The following is a 17601-nucleotide window of genomic DNA, read 5'->3' as shown; positions in this document are numbered from 1 at the left end:
GGGAAAAGGAAGCCTGCTGCCTGTCCTGCCACCAGGCCGCCATCTGGCTACACAATCTGAGGGAAATTAACGCTGTGACAACTCTGCTGGGGAAGCTTGGGCTGAAAAAGCGACACAAGAAACTCGTCACCGGTACGGCGTTTGGTGCTGTGGTGGCTGTGGTGGTGATGGGTGCTGTGTTGTATCCGGGGTTTAAGACCACTGAGGTGGAGTTGAATGACGGCGGTGTGTGGGTGGTTTCGAAGTCGAAGAATGCTGTGGGGCGGTTGAATTATCCGTCGCGGGTGTTGGATGGGGCGGTGACGCCGGCGTCGTCGACGTTTGATGTGTTGCAGCATGCGGGTGAGGTGTTCGTCGATGATGAGTCTGGTTCGACGTTGAACCAGGTGTCGCCGGCGAATATGCGTTTGGGTGGGGATAAGCAGTTGCCGGGGGCGGCTGATGTGAGTTTTGGGGCGCGGACGATTTCGGTGACGGATGCTGCGTCGGGGAAGGTGTGGGCGGTGTCGCCGTCCACCGTGAATGGTTTTGATAAGGAAGCGTCGGAGCCGGTTTTGGTGGGTTCGGCGGGCCTGGTGTCGGTGGTGGGTTCGGATGACCGGATTTATTCGGCGGATCCGAAGACCGGCAGCGTGACGGTGACCGGTGTTGATGCCGAGGGTGGTGTGGCGTCGTCGGAGTCCAGTACGTGGGATGGGCTTAAGGGTGCCGGGGATTTGCAGATGACGGTGGTGGGGGACCAGCCGGTGGTGTTGGATGCTGCCGCGGGAAACCTGTTCCTGCCTGGTGGGAAGCGGCTGCAGTTGGATAATGCGCGGGATGCGAAGTTGCAGCAGCCGGGGCCGGGCAGTGATTTCGTTGCCGTTGCAACGCGGAAGGCGTTGCTGAAGCAGCCGTTGGACGGGGCGACGGCGAAGACCGTGGGGTTCGACGGTGAGGGGGTTCCGGCTGCTCCGGTGCAGTTGGGTGGGTGTGTGCATGCGGCGTGGTCGGGTGCGAACAAGTATGTCCGGGACTGTGTCAATGATGGTGACGATAAGAATGTTGCGGTGCCCAAGGCGAGTGCGTCGCCGTCGTATGTTTTCCGGGTGAACCGGGACCTGGTGGTCCTCAATGATGTGAATTCGGGGAATGTGTGGTTGGTGAACCAGAACATGCAGCTGGTCAACAACTGGGACGACGTCATCCCACCCAAGAACCAGTCCGACGACCAGGACCAGGAGTCGGCGGACAACAACACCATTAACATCCTGCCGGACCGCACCAAACCGAACCGTCCGCCGGAAACCAAGCCCGACGCCGTCGGAGTCCGCCCCGGCCGCACCACCATCCTCAGCGTCCTGGACAACGACTCAGACCCCGACGGCGACGTTCTCACCGCAGCGGTGGGGGACGCCGGACCCAAATCGGGAACGCTGGAAAGCATCTACGGCGGCACCGCCTTCCAGATCACTGTCCCCGCGGACGCCAAGCCGGGCACCGAGACCTTCAACTACAGTGCCTCGGATGGCCGCGGCCTCTCCGCCACGGGACAGGTCACGCTCAACGTGGTGGGACCCGACGAAAACAAGCCGCCCAAGTTCAAACGCGGCGAAGACACCACCATGCTGGTTGAACAGGGCAAAACCGTCAGCCAGAACATCCTCACCGACTGGATCGATCCCGACGGCGACGACCTGGTCTTGCTGGACGCGAAGGCCGATAACGACCAGGACCAGGTCAAGGTGCGGCGCGACGGCCTGTTGACCTTCCAGGATTCCGGCGCAACTGCCGGCAAGAAGAACGTCCAGGTCAGTATCTGGGACGGCCGCGCCACCGTCACGGGCAAGGTAGTTGTCAACGTCCAGCCGCCAGGTGCACTGGCACCCGTGGTCAACGCCGACCACGTCACCGCCGTGGTGGGCCAGGATTTGGTCATTTCCCCGCTGAAGAACGACGTCGATCCCAACGGGGGTGCCCTCCGCCTGGCCCAGGTGGAAGCCAACGGCCCCGCCGAACTTGGCCCCGTCACCGACGGCGGCACTTTCACCTTCCGCAGCAGCACCCCAGGCCCCGTCTACCTGACGTACATCGCCAGCAACGGCCCCCAAAGCAGCCAGGGCCTCATCCGGGTGGACGTCGAATCCGGCAACGACGGCGGCGATCCCGTCGCGGTCCATGACGTTGCCCTGATGCCCACCGGCGGCAGTGTCCTGCTGGACCCCCTGGCCAACGACTCCGACCCCTCCGGTGGTGTCCTGGTGCTTCAGTCCGTGAAGCTCCCGGACAACGCGACGGTGTCCGTCAGCGTGATCAACCACAGCGTCCTGCGGATTACGGACATCCTGGGAACCAAGGACCCCATCCTGTTCGAATACACCATGTCCAACGGAAAGAAGTCCGCCACCGGCAGTGTCTCCGTGGTGCCCGTGCCGGCCCCCGCTGTCGTGGAAGCACCCCAGCCCAAGCCGGACGAGGTGAATGTCCGCGTCAACGACGTCGTCACCATCCCCGTCCTGGACAACGACACCCACCCGCAGGGGCAGGAACTGACCGTGGACCCGGTCCTGCCGCAGGCGGTTGACCCTGCCGACGGGAAGAGCTTCGTCTCAGAGAACACCCTCCGGTTCATAGCGGGCAGCCAGCCCAAGACCGTGCGCGCCATCTACAACGCGGTGGATCCGCAGGGCCAGAAGAGCGCCGCCGCCGTGACCATCCACATCCTCCCGCTCGAGGGCGCGGAGAACTCCCGGCCGCAGCCGCGGAACCTGACAGCCCGCGTGGTGGCTGCGGGCACCGTCCGCATCCCGGTTCCCCTCGACGGCATCGATCCCGACGGCGACTCCGTGCAGCTGACGGGCATCGACAGCACCCCTGCCATGGGAACCGCCACGGTGGGCAGCAACTTCATCGACTTCACCGCCGCCGGGGACGGTGCCGGCACCGACACCTTCCGCTACAAGGTGGTGGACCGCCAGGGGGCAGTGAACACGGGAACCGTCACGGTGGGCATCGCGCCCCGCGGTGACATGAACCAAAAGCCCACCCCGGTGGACGACGAGGTCCGGGTGCGTCCCGGCCGGCAGATTGCCGTCGACGCCACTGCCAACGACACCGATCCTGACGGCGACCGGATCCGCATCCTCACCGACGGCATCGAGGCCGACCCCTCCCTGCAGGCCACCGTCAGCAGGAACAGCGGCCGCATCATCCTCCTGGCCCCGAACGAGGCCGGAACCGTCAACGTGCGCTACACCATCGCCGACGACCGGGACGCCACCGCCCAGGCCACCATCCGCCTGGTGGTGGACAACGACGTGCCGCTGAAGGCGCCGATCGCCCGCGACGACAGGGTGACATCAGCCCAGGCCATGGGCAAGACCGCCGTGGACGTTCCCGTCCTCAAGAACGACGAGGACCCCGACGGCGTGGGCGAAAACCTGAAGATCAGCACCGAGGCCACCACTGCGCGGCCCGGCGGAAACGGCAACGTCCTGGTGGACCTCACCGAACAGCCACAGCTGATCCCGTACACGGTGGAAGACGTCGACGGCCAGCAGTCCACCGCCATCATCTGGGTGCCAGGCCTGGGCCAGCAGGTCCCCACACTGGCCAAGGACGAGGTCCTGGAGGTCGTGGCCGGACAATCCGTCGACGTCGACCTGAAGGAATGGGTCAAGGTCCGGGAAGGACGTTCACCCCGGCTGACCCAGGCGGACAGGATCAAGCTCATCGGTGCCGACGGCGGCGATCCGGTAACGCGCGACGGCACCGGCCTGAAGTACACGGCTGGTGCGGACTACGTGGGCCCCGGTTCACTGACCTTCGAGGTGACCGACGGTACCGGGCCGGACGATCCCGCCGGCCTCAAGTCCACCCTCAGCATCCGCACCAAGGTGTTGCCGGACCCCAACAAGAACAACCCGCCGGAGCTGCTTGGCGCCAACGTGGATGTTCCCAAGGGTGACTCGGCCAGCACCGACCTCGGCAAGCTCACCTCAGATCCCGACCAGGACGACGTCGAGAAGATGAAGTACGAACTGGTGGGAGACTCTCCCGGCGGGTTCTCTGCACGCATCGAAGGCAAGACGCTGAAAGTTTCGGCGGCCGACTCCACGGCAACCGGAACCCGCGCCGCCGTGCAGGTCAAGGCAATCGACCCCCGCGGGCTCGAGGCCACGGCCACGTACCAGCTTGCAGTAACCGCCTCCAACCGGCCCAAACCGGTGGCGAACGACGACGTGCAGGACAACGCCGCCGCCGGCAAGCCGGTGACCATCAACGTGCTCGCCAACGACGCCAACCCGTTCCCCGAAACACCGCTGAAGATCATCGCCGCCAATACCGAAACGGGGAGCGGCAACGTGGGCGTCAACGGTGACTCTGTGACCGTAACCCCCGCGCCGGGCTTTACCGGAACCATGGTGGTGGCCTACACGGTGGAGGACAAGACGGGGGATGCGTCCCGGCACGCCACTGCGCGGGTCCGGCTGACCGTCAAGGACAAGCCGGCGGCGCCCACCACGCCGCAGGCGCAGAGTGTGGGCGACCAGACGGCGCTGCTCACCTGGTCGGCACCGGCCGACCGGGGCTCGCCCATCACCAAGTACACCGTGTTCGGGGAGGGCGGATTCCGGCAGGAATGCCCGGCCAACACCTGCACCCTCAATGGCCTGACCAACAACACCACCTACCACTTCCAGGTGACGGCAACCAACGAGTTCGGTGATTCCGACCGGTCGCCGGCGTCCGCCGATGTCCGTCCGGACGTTAAACCGGATACGCCACAGGCTCCGTCGCTGAAGTTCGGCGATAAGCAGCTGACGGTCAACTGGGCCGCGCCGGCCAGCAAGGGGTCCCCGGTCAAGTCCTACGACCTGGAAATCTCGCCGGCGCCCGCTGGCCAAAACGCCCAGATCCAGGGACTGACGTCAGTCAGCTACGTGTGGAAGGGCCTGCAGAACGGCGTGTCCTACAAGGTCCGGGTCCTGGCCCGCAATGACGCCAAGGACCCGTCCGAATGGAGTCCCTATTCCGCGGCCGAGGTGCCCGCCGGAGTCCCCGCCACGCCGACGGCCCCCAGCGTCTCCCAGGCCACGCCGGTTGGTTCGCAGAGCCAGCTGCGCGTCGTGTGGTCGGCGCCCAACAACAACGGCGACGCCGTCTCCTCCTACACGTTGACCACGCTCAGGGGAGGGGCCGCCGTTGCCAGCCAGCAGGTAGCCGGCACCTCGCAAAACGTCACCGTGGACAATTCGGAAACGAACTACACCTTCACGGTTTCGGCAACGAACAAGGCCGGAACCAGTGCCACTAGCGCGCAGTCTGCCGCAATTCGGGCAGCTGGAAAGCCTGGCACTGTCAACTCTGGAACGGTGAAGGAGAACGGGACCAGCGGCCAGCTGGACGTGACATTCACGCCGTTGACCGATGCACAGCGCAACGGCTCCACCGCCTCCGAGATTGCCTACTCCTACAACGCCGACGGCAGGACCGGCTCGATCAAAGCCGGGGGAGGAACCATCGGTGGCATGACCAATGGGCGGGACATCACCGTGACCATCATTGCCACGTCCACCAAGAACAATATGGCCGGTGACGCCAAGGCCATCGGCACCGGAAACCCCTACGGTCCTGCCAACGCCCCCAATATCAACGGCGGCACCTCGGCCAAGGGCGATGGACAGGTGCATTGGACCTGGAATGACCCGGCGACGAACGGCAGGCCCCTCAGCTACTACGAGGTGAGCATGGATGGTGGCGGCTGGCAGAACGTCGGCAAGGCGAACAAGTTTGATGCCGGCGCCGGCGGCTGGAGCACGAGCCACAGACTGCGGGTCCGTGCCTACACGGTCACCCCGGGCGCCGTCGGCGGTCCGGTCACGTCAACGTCCGGCCCGGACAACACACCGCCCCCGCCCACGGACTGGTACGTCACGGCAAGCCCGGTCCGCAGCTGCACGGAGCCCCGCCAGGGGACTGACAGCTACATCGCCGGCAACCCCTCACAGTGCACCGGTGCCGGCAAGTGGCTCGATGCCGGTGCCCCGTCCACGGCGGACCGCTACCAGGTCTGGTACAAGACGTCCAACAACCCCAGCGGCATCTGGTACCACCTGAACTCCGGGATGGCGTCCGGTAACTGGCTCCGCTGCGACACCTCCAACGTGGGCTGCAATCCGCCGAATGGCATGCCTAACCGCTAGCAACCGCATCCATCGTGTGGGCCCGGGCCTCCCGGGCCCACACGACAACTTTCGACCCATCAAAAGGAAGCAACTTTCATGACCATGACCATTGAGCAGGCCGAGTGGTTTGCCGACACGTTCGAAAAGCTGGTTGCCAACGTGGGACAGGCGGTGCTGGGCAAGGAACACGTCATCCGGCTGACCTTTACCGCCATGCTGGCCGAAGGGCACGTCCTGTTCGAGGATGCACCTGGCACCGGCAAGACCTCCCTGGCGCGGGCCTTGGCTGCTACGGTGCAGGGCTCCAACAACCGCATCCAGTTCACCCCTGACCTGCTTCCTTCCGACGTCACCGGCGTGACCATCTACGACCAGAAGACGCAGAAGTTCGAGTTCCACAAGGGACCGATCTTCAACAACATCGTCCTGGCCGACGAAATCAACCGCGCCTCGCCCAAAACCCAGTCAGCCCTGCTGGAGGTCATGGAGGAATCACGGGTGACCGTGGACGGCGTCACGTATTCCGCGGGCCGTCCCTTCATGGTGATGGCCACCCAGAACCCGATCGAGCAGGCCGGTACCTACCGCCTGCCCGAGGCCCAGCTGGACCGCTTCCTGATCAAGACCTCCATCGGCTACCCGGACCACGCGTCCACCGTCAGGCTCCTGGGCGGCAGCAACCTGAAGGACCGCTCCAAGGAACTGTCCGCCGTCATCACCACCCAGGCTGTGGCGGACATGGCAGACCTCGCCGCAACGGCACACGTGGACACCGCAGTACTGGAATACATTTCCAGGCTGTGCGAGGAAACCCGCAACGCCCCGGAAACCCGCCTTGGGGTGTCCGTGCGTGGTGCCCTGGCCATGGTCCGGGCCGCCAAGGTCTGGGCAGCCTCGCAGGGCCGGAACTTCGTCCTGCCGGATGACATCAAGGAACTGGCGCCCGTGGTGTGGACGCACCGGTTCGTGATGGACCCCGAAGCGGAATTTTCCGGCGCCACGGCCGAGGCCGTACTGACCCGGATCCTGGCCGACGTCGCCGCCCCGCAGCAGCGCACCAACGCCTGAGCCGGCCGGCTGCGGCCGACCGCCGCAGCCCCCGCCATTCCATTCCAGCGCAACAACGAAGGCACCCCTATGTCCGACGGCACGTCCAGCGGCACCCCGTTGACCCGGTTCGCGGAGCGTTTCCGGCAACTCTTCCACCGGAACGGCCGCCCCACCCGGCTGCACCCTGCCGCGGTGTGGTCCGAAGCCAGCAGCACCGCACTCCAGGCCCTGACGCCCGCGTGGCGGTCCGTCCGGGACACCTGGCTGAAGTATGCATGGCCGGTGCTGTCCGTGGTCAGCATCCTGGGCTGGTCCGTCCTGGCTGCAGCTATCCTGCTCTGGGCCACCGGCCAGGCCTTCGGCTGGCAGGAGGCCACGGCGGCGGCCATTGCCGCCTTCGCCATGTTTGTGATCGCCGTTGCCTTCATCCTGGGCCGGTCGTCCTATGGCGTGGTCCTGGACCTTGCCCGGACCCGCGTGGCGGTGGGGGACAGCGCGGTCGGAAGCATCGCCGTCTCCAACACCTCCGCGCGGCCGTTGCTGCCTGCGGCCCTTGAACTTCCGGTGGGCAGCACCACCGCCGTGTTCCACCTGCCCCGGATGAAGCCGGGCCAGGTCCACGAGGACCTCTTCACCATCCCCACGGCACGGCGTGCCGTCATCGTGGTGGGACCGGTCCGCTCCGTCCGGGCCGACCCGCTGCACCTCCTGCGCCGGCAGGTCCTCTGGACCGACCCGGAGGACCTCTTCGTCCACCCGCGCACCGTGGCCCTGGCCGGCTCCGCCGCAGGCTTCATCCGCGACCTCGAGGGCATGCCCACCACGGACCTCTCCAGCGCCGACGTCTCCTTCCACGCCCTGCGCGACTATGTGCCGGGCGATGACCGCCGGCACATCCACTGGAAAACCACCGCCCGCACCAACAAACTCATGGTCCGCCAGTTCGAGGAAACCCGGCGCGCCCACCTGGCCATCTCGCTGTCCATTAACACCGAGGAATACGCCTCCGAGACCGAGTTCGAAATGGCCATCTCCGTGGCTGCCTCCATCGGCCGGCAGGCCATCCGCGAACAGCGTGAACTGGACGTCCTGACCCAAAAGGGCCCCCTGCGCTGCGAAACCGGCCGCAACATGCTGGACGACATGACCCGGATCGTCGGCGCCCCCATGCGCCGCACCGCCGTCGACCTCGCCCGGACCCTGGCCGACACCGTGCCCAACGCCTCGGTGGTCTTCTTCGTGGTGGGCAGCAACGTGACGGCAACCCAGCTCCGCTCCGCCGCCGCCTCCGTCCCGCCGGGTGTACGTAGCCTGGCGGTCAGGGTGGAAGCCGGGGTGGCCCCCACCCGGGCCAACATCGCAGACCTGACTGTCCTGACGCTCGGCGACCTGGCCGACCTTGCCATCGTGCTGAGAAAGGCGGCCGCATGAGCACCGCACCGGGCCGCTCCCCGCAAACGCAGATTCCCCCAACCCGTACCCGCCGCAAGGCGGCCACCACGGAGTCGGCCTTCGTGGACGGCCAGCCGCCATGGCATTTCCTGCTCGACGCCGGGGCACTGGTGGTCCTGCTGGGCCTGGGCCTGCTCGGTTTCGGCCTCAGCTTCGGCGGGGACCCGTACTACCTGCTGTCCGGGTTCGGCGGAATCGTGCTGGGCCTGGCCATCGGCGCAGCGAACGCCCACCTGCGGCTGGGGCTGTTGATCACTACAGCCCTGGCGCTCGCCGCCTACCTGGTCCTCGGAACCTGGCTGGCGGTACCCGGCGCTGCCATCGCCGGCTTCGTCCCCACCCTTGATTCGCTGCGGACCCTGCTCCTCGGCGTCGTCTTCGCCTGGAAGGACATGCTCACGGTCGGCGTGCCTGTGGGCACAGCCGGCGGGGTGCTCATTGTCCCCTTCCTGAGCTCCCTGATCACGGCGCTCGTCGCTGCGCTGCTGACCTGGCGCGCCAAAAGCCCCTACCTGCCCCTCCTGCCCGTGCTGGTCCTGTTCGTCACCGGAATCGCCTTCAGCACCAACGCCGCGTTCCTGACACTCGAACGCGGCATCGGCCTGACCGTCCTCGGCATCGCCTGGGCCACCTTCCGCCGCGACGCACTGCGGCGGAACAACACCCGCCGGGTGGCGGTCAACAACCCGCAAACAGACACGGCCGCTGCACGCCGGGCCAGGATCCGCCGGCTGGGCATGGCGGCAGGGGTCATTGCTGCCAGCGTGGGGGTCACCGCGGTGGCCGCACCGCTCGTCAGCGCAGGAGAAGACCGGAAAGTCCTCCGCAACGTGGTGGTGCCCCCGTTCGACCCCAAGGACTACATCACGCCCCTGGCAAGCTTCCGGACGTACGTGAAGGACAAAAAGGACGACACCCTGTTCGTGGTCAAGGGCCTCCCGAAGGACGGCCGGGTCCGGCTCGGCGCGCTGGATGCCTTCAACGGGACCAACTACAACATGGACCCCAATGGCTCCGGAAACTTCAGCAAGGTGGGGGATGCGAAATCCATCAACACCCTCGCCGACTCATCCGGCGTGGTGCCCACCAACGACTACTCGATCAGCATCAACATCGAGGACTACCAGGGCTACTTTGTCCCCGGCGGGCGAAAGACCACCGGCATCAGCTTTGACCAGTCCGGCTCCGCCGCTGCTGCCGGCCTCTACTTCAACCCCGGCTCCGACACCGCCGTGACCACCAACGGGCTGTCCCGCGGCGACTCCTACAGCGTCCAGGTCTCCGACCCCGTCAAGCTCGAGCACGGCCAGCTGACGCAATACGACTTCGCCAAGGTGTCGCTCCCGGACGCGTTGGAAGTGCCGCCGGTGGTGGGATCCCAGGCCAACGACCTGTCCGCCGATGCACCCACGGCCATCGACCGGGTCCGCCAGATCGAAGCCCACTTCCAGAAAACCGGGGCGTTCAGCAACGGCCTGGTCAGTGAGGGCCAGCTGCCCAGCGTCTCCGGCCACGGTTCCGCCCGTATCCGCAGCCTGCTCACGGCCAAGCAGATGCTGGGCGACGATGAACAGTACGCGGTGGCCATGTCCCTGATGCTCCGGCACTTGGGCATCCCCTCCAGGGTGGTGATGGGTTTCTACCCTGAACCGACCAGCCCGGAGAACGGTGCCGGCGAGGTGAAGATCACCGGCAAGGACGTCCACGCCTGGGTTGAGGTCGCCTTTGAACGGGTCGGCTGGGTCAGCTTCGATCCCACCCCGCCCAAGGACAACATTCCCATCCCGCCGGACCCCGAAAACAAGTCCAAGCCCAAGCCGCAGGTGCTGCAGCCGCCGCCCCCGCCGCAGGAACCGGCAGACCTGCCGCCGGATTCATCGCCGGACGCTCTGGACGCCGACCAGAAAAAGAACAACCCCTGGCTCTTCTGGGGTGCCCTCCTGGGCGCCCTGGGCGTCGTCGCGGTCCCGCTGGTGATCCTGGCGCTGCCGCTGCTGCTGATCGGCCTGTTGAAGGCGCGACGGCGGAAGTCGCGTTTCCGCGACGGGCACCCCGCCCAGCGTGTGGGCGGAGGATGGAACGAGGTGGTGAGCCTCGCGACAGACCTGGGCGCCGCCGTCGACACCCGCTCGACGCGGCGCGAAAGCGCCGCCGTGCTGGCCGAAGCGTTCCCTGCCACCCAGGGAACAACCACCATGCTGGCGCGGCGGGCGGACGCCTCCATCTTCGGAGCCGGGGAACCCACCGAGGAGGAGGTCCGCGAGTACTGGACCATCGTTGATGGTTCGCTCAAGGAAATGACCTCCGGCATGGGATTCTGGCGGCGGCAGCAGGCACGCTTCTCGCCCCGTTCGCTGCTGGCCGACGCCCGGACCGCGATGAACTCCGGCAATGGCCTCAAACTGCGCGGCGGCCGCGTGGCGCTCCCGGCGGTGGGCGGCATCCTTGCTGCGCGCCGCCGCCTCGCCGACGGCAACGCCGCGGGGGAGAGCGCCGGAACACCCGCCCCAACTTCGGCGCCCCAGCCGGAAACCCCGCAGCGCGAAGCGCCAGGGCCAGACCAGCAAGGACCCAGCCAGCAGTGATGCCTGATCCCGAACGCTGCCCGCGCTGCCAACAGCAGATCCGTGCGGGTGCCACCTTCTGCCCTGCCTGCGGTGCGCCGCTGCCCAACCGGGCGGCGCGCCGGACGCGCACCCCGGATCCTGTGGTGGGCTACGACAGGAGCGGTGCCCGGGAAGCGAGCCCCACGCATGCGCCCGGGATTCCCGGTACTATCCCGGTAGTAGAAAGCCCCCCGGCAGGTCGGCCGGCGGGCACAGCACAAACGGCCACCGCGGGCAGGAACAGCCACCACGCGGGCGCCGGGCCGGGCATGACCGGCGGTTCCACCAGGGTGGAAGCCGCTCCAGGGGGAGGAACGGGAATGGCAGTGAACCTTCAGCTTGTTCCGGCTGCGGCGGGCAAGCGGCTTGGCGCTGCCGTCATCGACTGGCTGCCCGGGGTGGCGGTGCTGGTGGTGACGTTCGCCATCGGATTCGCCGGGATCACCCGGACCAGGAGCGGTGGCTACATTGTGTACGACACCTCATCCCTGGTCCTCTTCGGCGGCGTTGGCCTGGGCCTCACCATGGCCTACCTCTTCGTGGTGCTCGGGCTGGAAGCCCGCACCGGCAAGACCCCCGGCAACCTGGCCATGGGCATCCGCAGCGCGGACCAGGACGGCTACGCACCAGGCGCCGGTGCCGTCTTCCTGCGCGGCCTCATCACCGGGGCAGGCATCCTCCTGGCCCTGCCCGCGGCGGTGCTGGTAGCGGTCTTCAAATGGTTTGACGCCGCCCTGTTCATCCTCGGCCCGCTGCTCGTGGTGGGTGCCGCCTGGGCAGTGCTGGTGGTCGTGTCCAACCGATGGGACAGGAACGGCGGACTCCGGGGCTGGAACGACACCGCTGCCAAGACCCTGGTGTTCGACGTCAAGGCCGGCAGGGACCCCATCACCACCGGCGGCATCCAGGGACCCTACAGCTTCGCGCCCCTGGACCTCCCGCCCGTGCAGCAGGTGCTCTCCCCGGTGGCCCAGGCAAACACGCCCCAAGCCCCCGCAGCACAATCTGCCGCCCGGTTCCAGGCTCCCCAGGCTTCCGCACCCCACGCGCCTGCGCCGTCGGCCACCATGCCCTCACAGACCATGCCCTACACCTCGCCGGCATCCTTCGCGCCGCCGGCCACCCCGGCCCAGGATGCCCCCGCAGGCCACCGGGTGCCGCCACAGCACGTGGACGACGACGTCGAACGCACCCAGGTGCGCCCCGGCAACGGCGGACCCGCCCAGGTGGCCGTTCTCCGCATCCGGCTCGATGACGGCCGCGATTTCCAGCTGGACCGCAGCGTCCTGGTGGGCCGCAACCCGGTGGGGCAAGCGGGCGAACAGCACGCCCAGCTGCTGGCCGTGGACGACCCCGGCCGATCCATCTCCAAGACCCACCTGCACCTGCTCACTGACGGTGCGGGCATCTGGGTGACGGACCGGCAGTCAACCAACGGAAGCGCCGTCACCACCCCGGACGGCCTGCGCACCCCCCTGGTGCCGGGCGTCCCCACGTTTGTTACCCCGGGATCCAGCGTGCACTTTGGAGACCGTACCTTTTACCTAGGACAGGCATGAACCAGCACCCCGCCAGTGTTTCCTCCACCATCCAGCCGGGGCCGGGCCTCAGCCTTACCTACGGCTACGGGACGGACAGGGGACTCCGCCGGGAGCTGAACGAGGATTCCTACATCGCCGCCGACCCCGTCTTCGCCGTGGCTGACGGCATGGGTGGACACGAGGCCGGCGAAATCGCCAGCGGCCTGTGCGTGCGCGCCCTGGCCGAAATGCCCCAGGTCAGCACGGGGGAGCGGAACATCACCGCCGCCCTCCTCCAGGAGTACCTGGTCCGCGCCGACGCCTCCATCCGCGAAGCCACGGGCGCCCGCGCCGGCACCACCCTTACGGGTGCCGTGGTGGTGGAGCAAATGGGCGTGCCGTACTGGCTGGTCCTGAATATTGGCGATTCCCGCACCTACCGGCTCAGCCAGGGCCGGTTCGAGCAGATCAGCGTGGACCATTCCGAGGTCCAGGAGCTCGTTGACGCCGGCGAGATTACCGCACAGGAAGCCACCGTCCACCCGCGGCGCCACGTGGTGACCCGGGCCCTGGGCACGGGCGATGAGACGGAGGCGGACTACTGGCTCCTCCCCGTGGAGGAAGGCGACCGGGTGCTGGTCTGCTCCGACGGCCTCACCGGGGAACTGGCGGACGACGATATCCTCCGGATCCTCAGCACCGTGGCTGATCCGCAGGAGGCGGTGGACGCCCTGATCCAGGCCGCCCTGCGCAGCGGCGGCCGGGACAACGTCACGGCCATCGTGGTGGACGCCCGGAACGTAGCGCACGACGACGGCGCCGGCACCACGGCACCGCGCCACGCCCCGGTGGACGGCGACGAAGTGACGCTGCCGCGGCCCCCGGCGTCTGAGGCGGTAACGCAGCCCCTGCCCGAACCTGTGGACGCCGGCGCGGACCAGGCCGGGGAGCCTGGCCGATGACGGGCGCAAGCTACACCCCCGGCACCTGGCTGGGCATTGTCCGGTCTGGGACCGCAGTCCTCCTGGGCCCGGAGACACCGGCGGAACTCGCCGGGGCCATCTGGGACCTCCTGGGTTCCCGCCCCGAGCCACACGAGGTCCTGGCCGCCGTCACCAGCAGCTCCGGTGGGTCACTGTCCCGGATACCGTCGTTTGCCATCCTCGATTTCAACGGTTCGCTCCGGGTTTTCCTGCGCGGCGAGCTCGACCTCGCCGTGGAGCAGCCCGGCGGACCGGTGGATCTGGACGGCCGCGACGTGACCACCTGGACTGAGCGCAGGTTCCTGGTGGCGGGTAAGTGCCGGCTGACAATCGCCGGCGGCACGGTTGCCACGGGACAGGGTGCCGGCAGTCCCGGCCGGCCGCTGGTTGAGCTGCCACTGCTTGAACTTCCTGAACTTCCGCTGCCTGAACTTCCACTGGTGGAGGGCGTGGTGCTGCTGCGGTCCCTGACCCTGGGTGCGCCGTCCGGCCCCGCCGCCGTCGTTGCTCCAGCTCCGGCTGACCGCGACGAATCGACGGGGACTCCGGCCGGTGGTGACGGCACCTTCGCCGTCAATTCTTCCGGGGAGGTGGACGGTCCCGCCGGCATCGACCAGCCCGTTGCCCCGGAAATGCCAACGGGTGGGGGCGAACCGGCCGCCGATGCGTCCGTGTGGACCGCCACTGCCATGCCGGCCGCAACCGCCGGTGACCTTCAGCAACCTGGCGCGCAGCCCGATCCGGAGTCCGCTGTGCGCCACCTTGATCCGGAAGCCACCATTGCCCCCGGCGCGATCATCGACGCCGACGGAGAGCTTCTCGAAGGAACCGGTACCCAAGACTCGGCAGGCCTTGGGGACCCGGGACCGGAGCTGCCCGGCCCCGTTACAACCGGGGCAGAGCCAACCGCCGCGGCGGGCCACGCCGATGCCGCCCCCGCCGCGGAGGTGACCACGTCCTACGACCACCTGTGGGACCGCACCGTGATGCGGAACATCGAGGACGCCGCCGTCCGCGAGGACCCCGATGCCGACTCCGGGCACGTGGTGCCGCAGCAACAGCCGGCGCTGGCCGCCGCCGAACCACTGCCCGCCCTCGGGACGGCAGAAGAGGCGGCGCCGGCAGGCTCCGCCACAGAACCGGGGCCAGCGGAAGCCGGAGCAGCAGAAGCCGGGCCTGCGCCTGCAAGTCCCGGCGATGCAGCGGGACCCGGGACCGGCCGGGACGATGCCGCTGCCGGTCCGCCCCGTCCTGCGTCGGCTGGAGTCCTCATCGACTCCGTCCCCTGGCGCACCGGGGGAACAGATCCCGCCCCCGCCCGCCCCGGGGGCCAGCCAGCTGTCCAGGAACCCGCTGCCCCGGAACCCGCGCCCGTCCCGGAACCCGCACCTGTCCAGGCTCCCGCGGCAGCCCATGGACCGCTGGCGCACCCGCCCGCCCCAGGCCAGCAGCCCGGCCCAGGCTTCGACCCTGACCACGACGGCCAGACAGTCATGAAGAGCAGCCTCGCCGGAACCGCGGGCCCGGCCTCGAACACACCTGCCGGGCAGCAGGACGCCGGGAGTGGCCCGCTGGTGCTGGCGCGCATCTGCGCCCAGGGTCACGCCAACCCGCCTACCCGTGCCCAGTGCAGCGTCTGCGGGGGCGCCCTGTTGCCCGATGCGGTGCAGGTGGCCCGTCCCCGGCTGGGGCGGATGCGGCTTTCCACCGGAGACCTGCTGGACCTCGACCAGTCCATGGTGATCGGCCGCCAGCCGTCGGTATCCCGCGTCCAGGGCGGGGTGATGCCGCGCCTGGTGCAGGTGGCAAGCCCGGGCGGTGACATCTCGCGCTCCCACGTGGAGGTGCGGCTTGAGGGCTGGCACGTGATGCTCTGCGACCTCAAGGCCACCAACGGCACCGTCCTGGTCCGCGAAGGCCAACCGCCGCGCCGCCTCGCCCAGAACGAGATGGCCATCCTGCTTGACGGCGACATCGCCGAACTGGGCGACAACATCTCATTGCGTTTTGAGGAGATTCCTTGAGTTCCAAACGGCCCGTTGCGCCGCCGCCCCGCATTCCGGGGTTCACCTACATCAGCCTGCTCGGTTCGGGCGGCTTTTCGGACGTCTACCTCTACGAACAGGACAGGCCGCGCCGGAAGGTGGCCGTCAAGGTACTCCTGTCCGACCTGAAGACGGAGGGTGCCCGCCGGCGCTTCGAGTCCGAGGCCAACCTCATGGCCCAGCTGTCCTCGCACCCCTACATCGTCACGATTTTCGAAGCGGAAGTAACAGACGACGGGCACTCCTACCTGGCCATGGAGTACTGCTCCCGGCCCAGCCTGGACGTGCGGTACCGGCGCCAGCGCTTCAGCGTTGACGAAGTCCTGGCCGTCGGCATCCAGGTGGCCTCCGCCGTCGAAACCGCCCACCGTGCCGGCATCGCCCACCGCGACATCAAACCCGCCAACATCCTGGTGACGGACTACAACCGGCCCGCGCTGACCGACTTCGGGATCTCCGGCACCCTTGCCGGGGACTCCGACGACGACTCCGGCATGTCGATTCCCTGGTCCCCGCCGGAGCAGTTCCGGGATGGCAGCGTTGACGGCGTCATGGTGGACGTGTGGGCCCTCGGCGCCACCCTGTACACCCTGCTCGCCGGCCGGTCGCCCTTCGTCATGCCAGGGGCGGACAACTCACAGCGCGAACTCATCAACCGGATCAGCAACACGCCTCTGCCCCGGCTGGGCCGCCCAGATGTGCCGGAGTCGCTGGAACTGGCCCTGGCAACCGCCATGGCCAAGTCGCCGCAGTCCCGGTACTCCTCCGCCCACGCCTTCGCCCTCGCCCTCCAGCGCATCCAGGCAGAACTCAACCTCTCCGTGACGCCCTTCGAGGTCCTTGAGGAACCCCAGCAGGAGGAGGGCCATCCGGACGACGGCACGGAGGAAACGCGCGTCCGCAGCATCGCCGCCATTGATCCCGAGCGCACCGGAAGCGCGCCCACCTTCCCGGCCCGCACCCGCCCCAGCGCACCCGGTGCCGGGACCGATGCCACGGGACGCCGCGACGGCGCCGTCCCGCCGTCGTCCTTCACGCCCGCCGGCCCCGGCCAATGGCGGCCGGCCCCCGCCGTGCCCTCCATCCCGGCGGGTGCCGCTGGAACGGATGGCCACGGAGCACGCGCGGCCGACGGCGGCGGCCAGGGGGAGTGGGCCCAGTCCACCGTCTTGCGCGGCAGCCCGGGCACGGCGAACTATGGTGCCCCGGTAAGGGACGACGCCGGGCCTGACACCTACACCGCCGACGCAACCGTGCACCGGCCCGTGAACGTGGACGAGCCCGCGGCGGAGCCGGCGGCAGACCATGGCAAGCGCAACCTTTGGCTCGCGCTGGCCGGCGGAACCCTCCTGGCCCTGGCGGCGGTGGTGGGCATCGTGGTGGCCAACACTGCCACCGGGACGCCCAAAGCGGTGGAAACCCAGCAGGCCAGCAAGCCGCCGGCGGACGCCGTGGACAGCGGGACCGTCCCCAGTGTTGAAGGCCTCTCGGCAGCACGAAAGCCCGAAGATCCAAACACCATCATCTTCTCCTGGACCAACCCCCAGCCCAGGGAGGGCGACTCATACAAGTACCGCTCCAAATCCGCCAAGGCGGACGGGCCCTACGAAACCACGAAAGTACCGAAGACTTTTGTTTCCGGGTTCGGCCCGACTCCCATTTGCCTGGAAGTGATCCTGGTGCGGGCCGACGGCAGCGCCTCGCCGGAAGGCCCGGACTCCATCGCTTGCCTGCAGGACTAGCCAGCTGATGACGCAAACACATTGCCCACTGAGGAG

Annotated in this window: 8 protein-coding genes and 1 pseudogene; all 9 read left to right on the top strand. The window is 68.1% G+C overall.

Annotated features, from left to right (window positions below; genetic code table 11):
• Positions 1 to 74 precede the first annotated feature (74 nt).
• The 9 genes and pseudogenes from NIBR502771_RS19135 (at position 75) to NIBR502771_RS19100 (ending at position 17565) form a co-directional block, all read left to right on the top strand.
• Complete coding sequence (locus NIBR502771_RS19135; RefSeq protein WP_141161091.1) at positions 75 to 6185, top strand: Ig-like domain-containing protein; 6111 nt, start codon at positions 75 to 77, stop codon at positions 6183 to 6185.
• A gap of 78 nt (positions 6186 to 6263) precedes the next feature.
• Positions 6264 to 7235, top strand: coding sequence for a MoxR family ATPase (locus NIBR502771_RS19130; RefSeq protein WP_141161090.1), 972 nt, complete (start codon positions 6264 to 6266; stop codon positions 7233 to 7235).
• A gap of 69 nt (positions 7236 to 7304) precedes the next feature.
• Entirely contained in the window at positions 7305 to 8648 is a 1344-nt protein-coding gene (locus NIBR502771_RS19125) for a DUF58 domain-containing protein (RefSeq protein WP_141161089.1), read from the top strand.
• Complete coding sequence (locus NIBR502771_RS19120) at positions 8645 to 11254, top strand: transglutaminase family protein (RefSeq protein ID WP_141161088.1); 2610 nt, start codon at positions 8645 to 8647, stop codon at positions 11252 to 11254. Before NIBR502771_RS19125 ends, NIBR502771_RS19120 begins: the two co-directional genes overlap by 4 nt.
• A pseudogene (locus NIBR502771_RS21310) lies at positions 11254 to 11307 on the top strand (hypothetical protein); the annotation flags it as partial. The gene NIBR502771_RS19120 and the pseudogene NIBR502771_RS21310, both read left to right, overlap by 1 nt.
• 288 nt (positions 11308 to 11595) lie before the next feature.
• Positions 11596 to 12834, top strand: a complete 1239-nt coding sequence (locus tag NIBR502771_RS19115; protein WP_246839739.1) for an RDD family protein — start codon at positions 11596 to 11598, stop codon at positions 12832 to 12834.
• Positions 12831 to 13757 (top strand): PP2C family serine/threonine-protein phosphatase, encoded by a 927-nt coding sequence (locus tag NIBR502771_RS19110; protein WP_141161086.1) that lies wholly within the window; start codon positions 12831 to 12833, stop codon positions 13755 to 13757. Before NIBR502771_RS19115 ends, NIBR502771_RS19110 begins: the two co-directional genes overlap by 4 nt.
• The gene (locus NIBR502771_RS19105; protein ID WP_141161085.1) at positions 13754 to 15802 is read left to right on the top strand and encodes an FHA domain-containing protein; all 2049 of its coding nucleotides are present in this window, start codon (positions 13754 to 13756) and stop codon (positions 15800 to 15802) included. The genes NIBR502771_RS19110 and NIBR502771_RS19105 overlap by 4 nt, the downstream gene beginning before the upstream one ends.
• The gene (locus NIBR502771_RS19100) at positions 15799 to 17565 is read left to right on the top strand and encodes a serine/threonine-protein kinase (RefSeq protein WP_141161084.1); all 1767 of its coding nucleotides are present in this window, start codon (positions 15799 to 15801) and stop codon (positions 17563 to 17565) included. The genes NIBR502771_RS19105 and NIBR502771_RS19100 overlap by 4 nt, the downstream gene beginning before the upstream one ends.
• Positions 17566 to 17601: the final 36 nt, after the last annotated feature.

The organism is Pseudarthrobacter sp. NIBRBAC000502771, assembly GCF_006517215.1.
GTDB lineage: Bacteria > Actinomycetota > Actinomycetes > Actinomycetales > Micrococcaceae > Arthrobacter > Arthrobacter niigatensis.
This window is presented reverse-complemented; position numbering and strand designations above follow the sequence as displayed.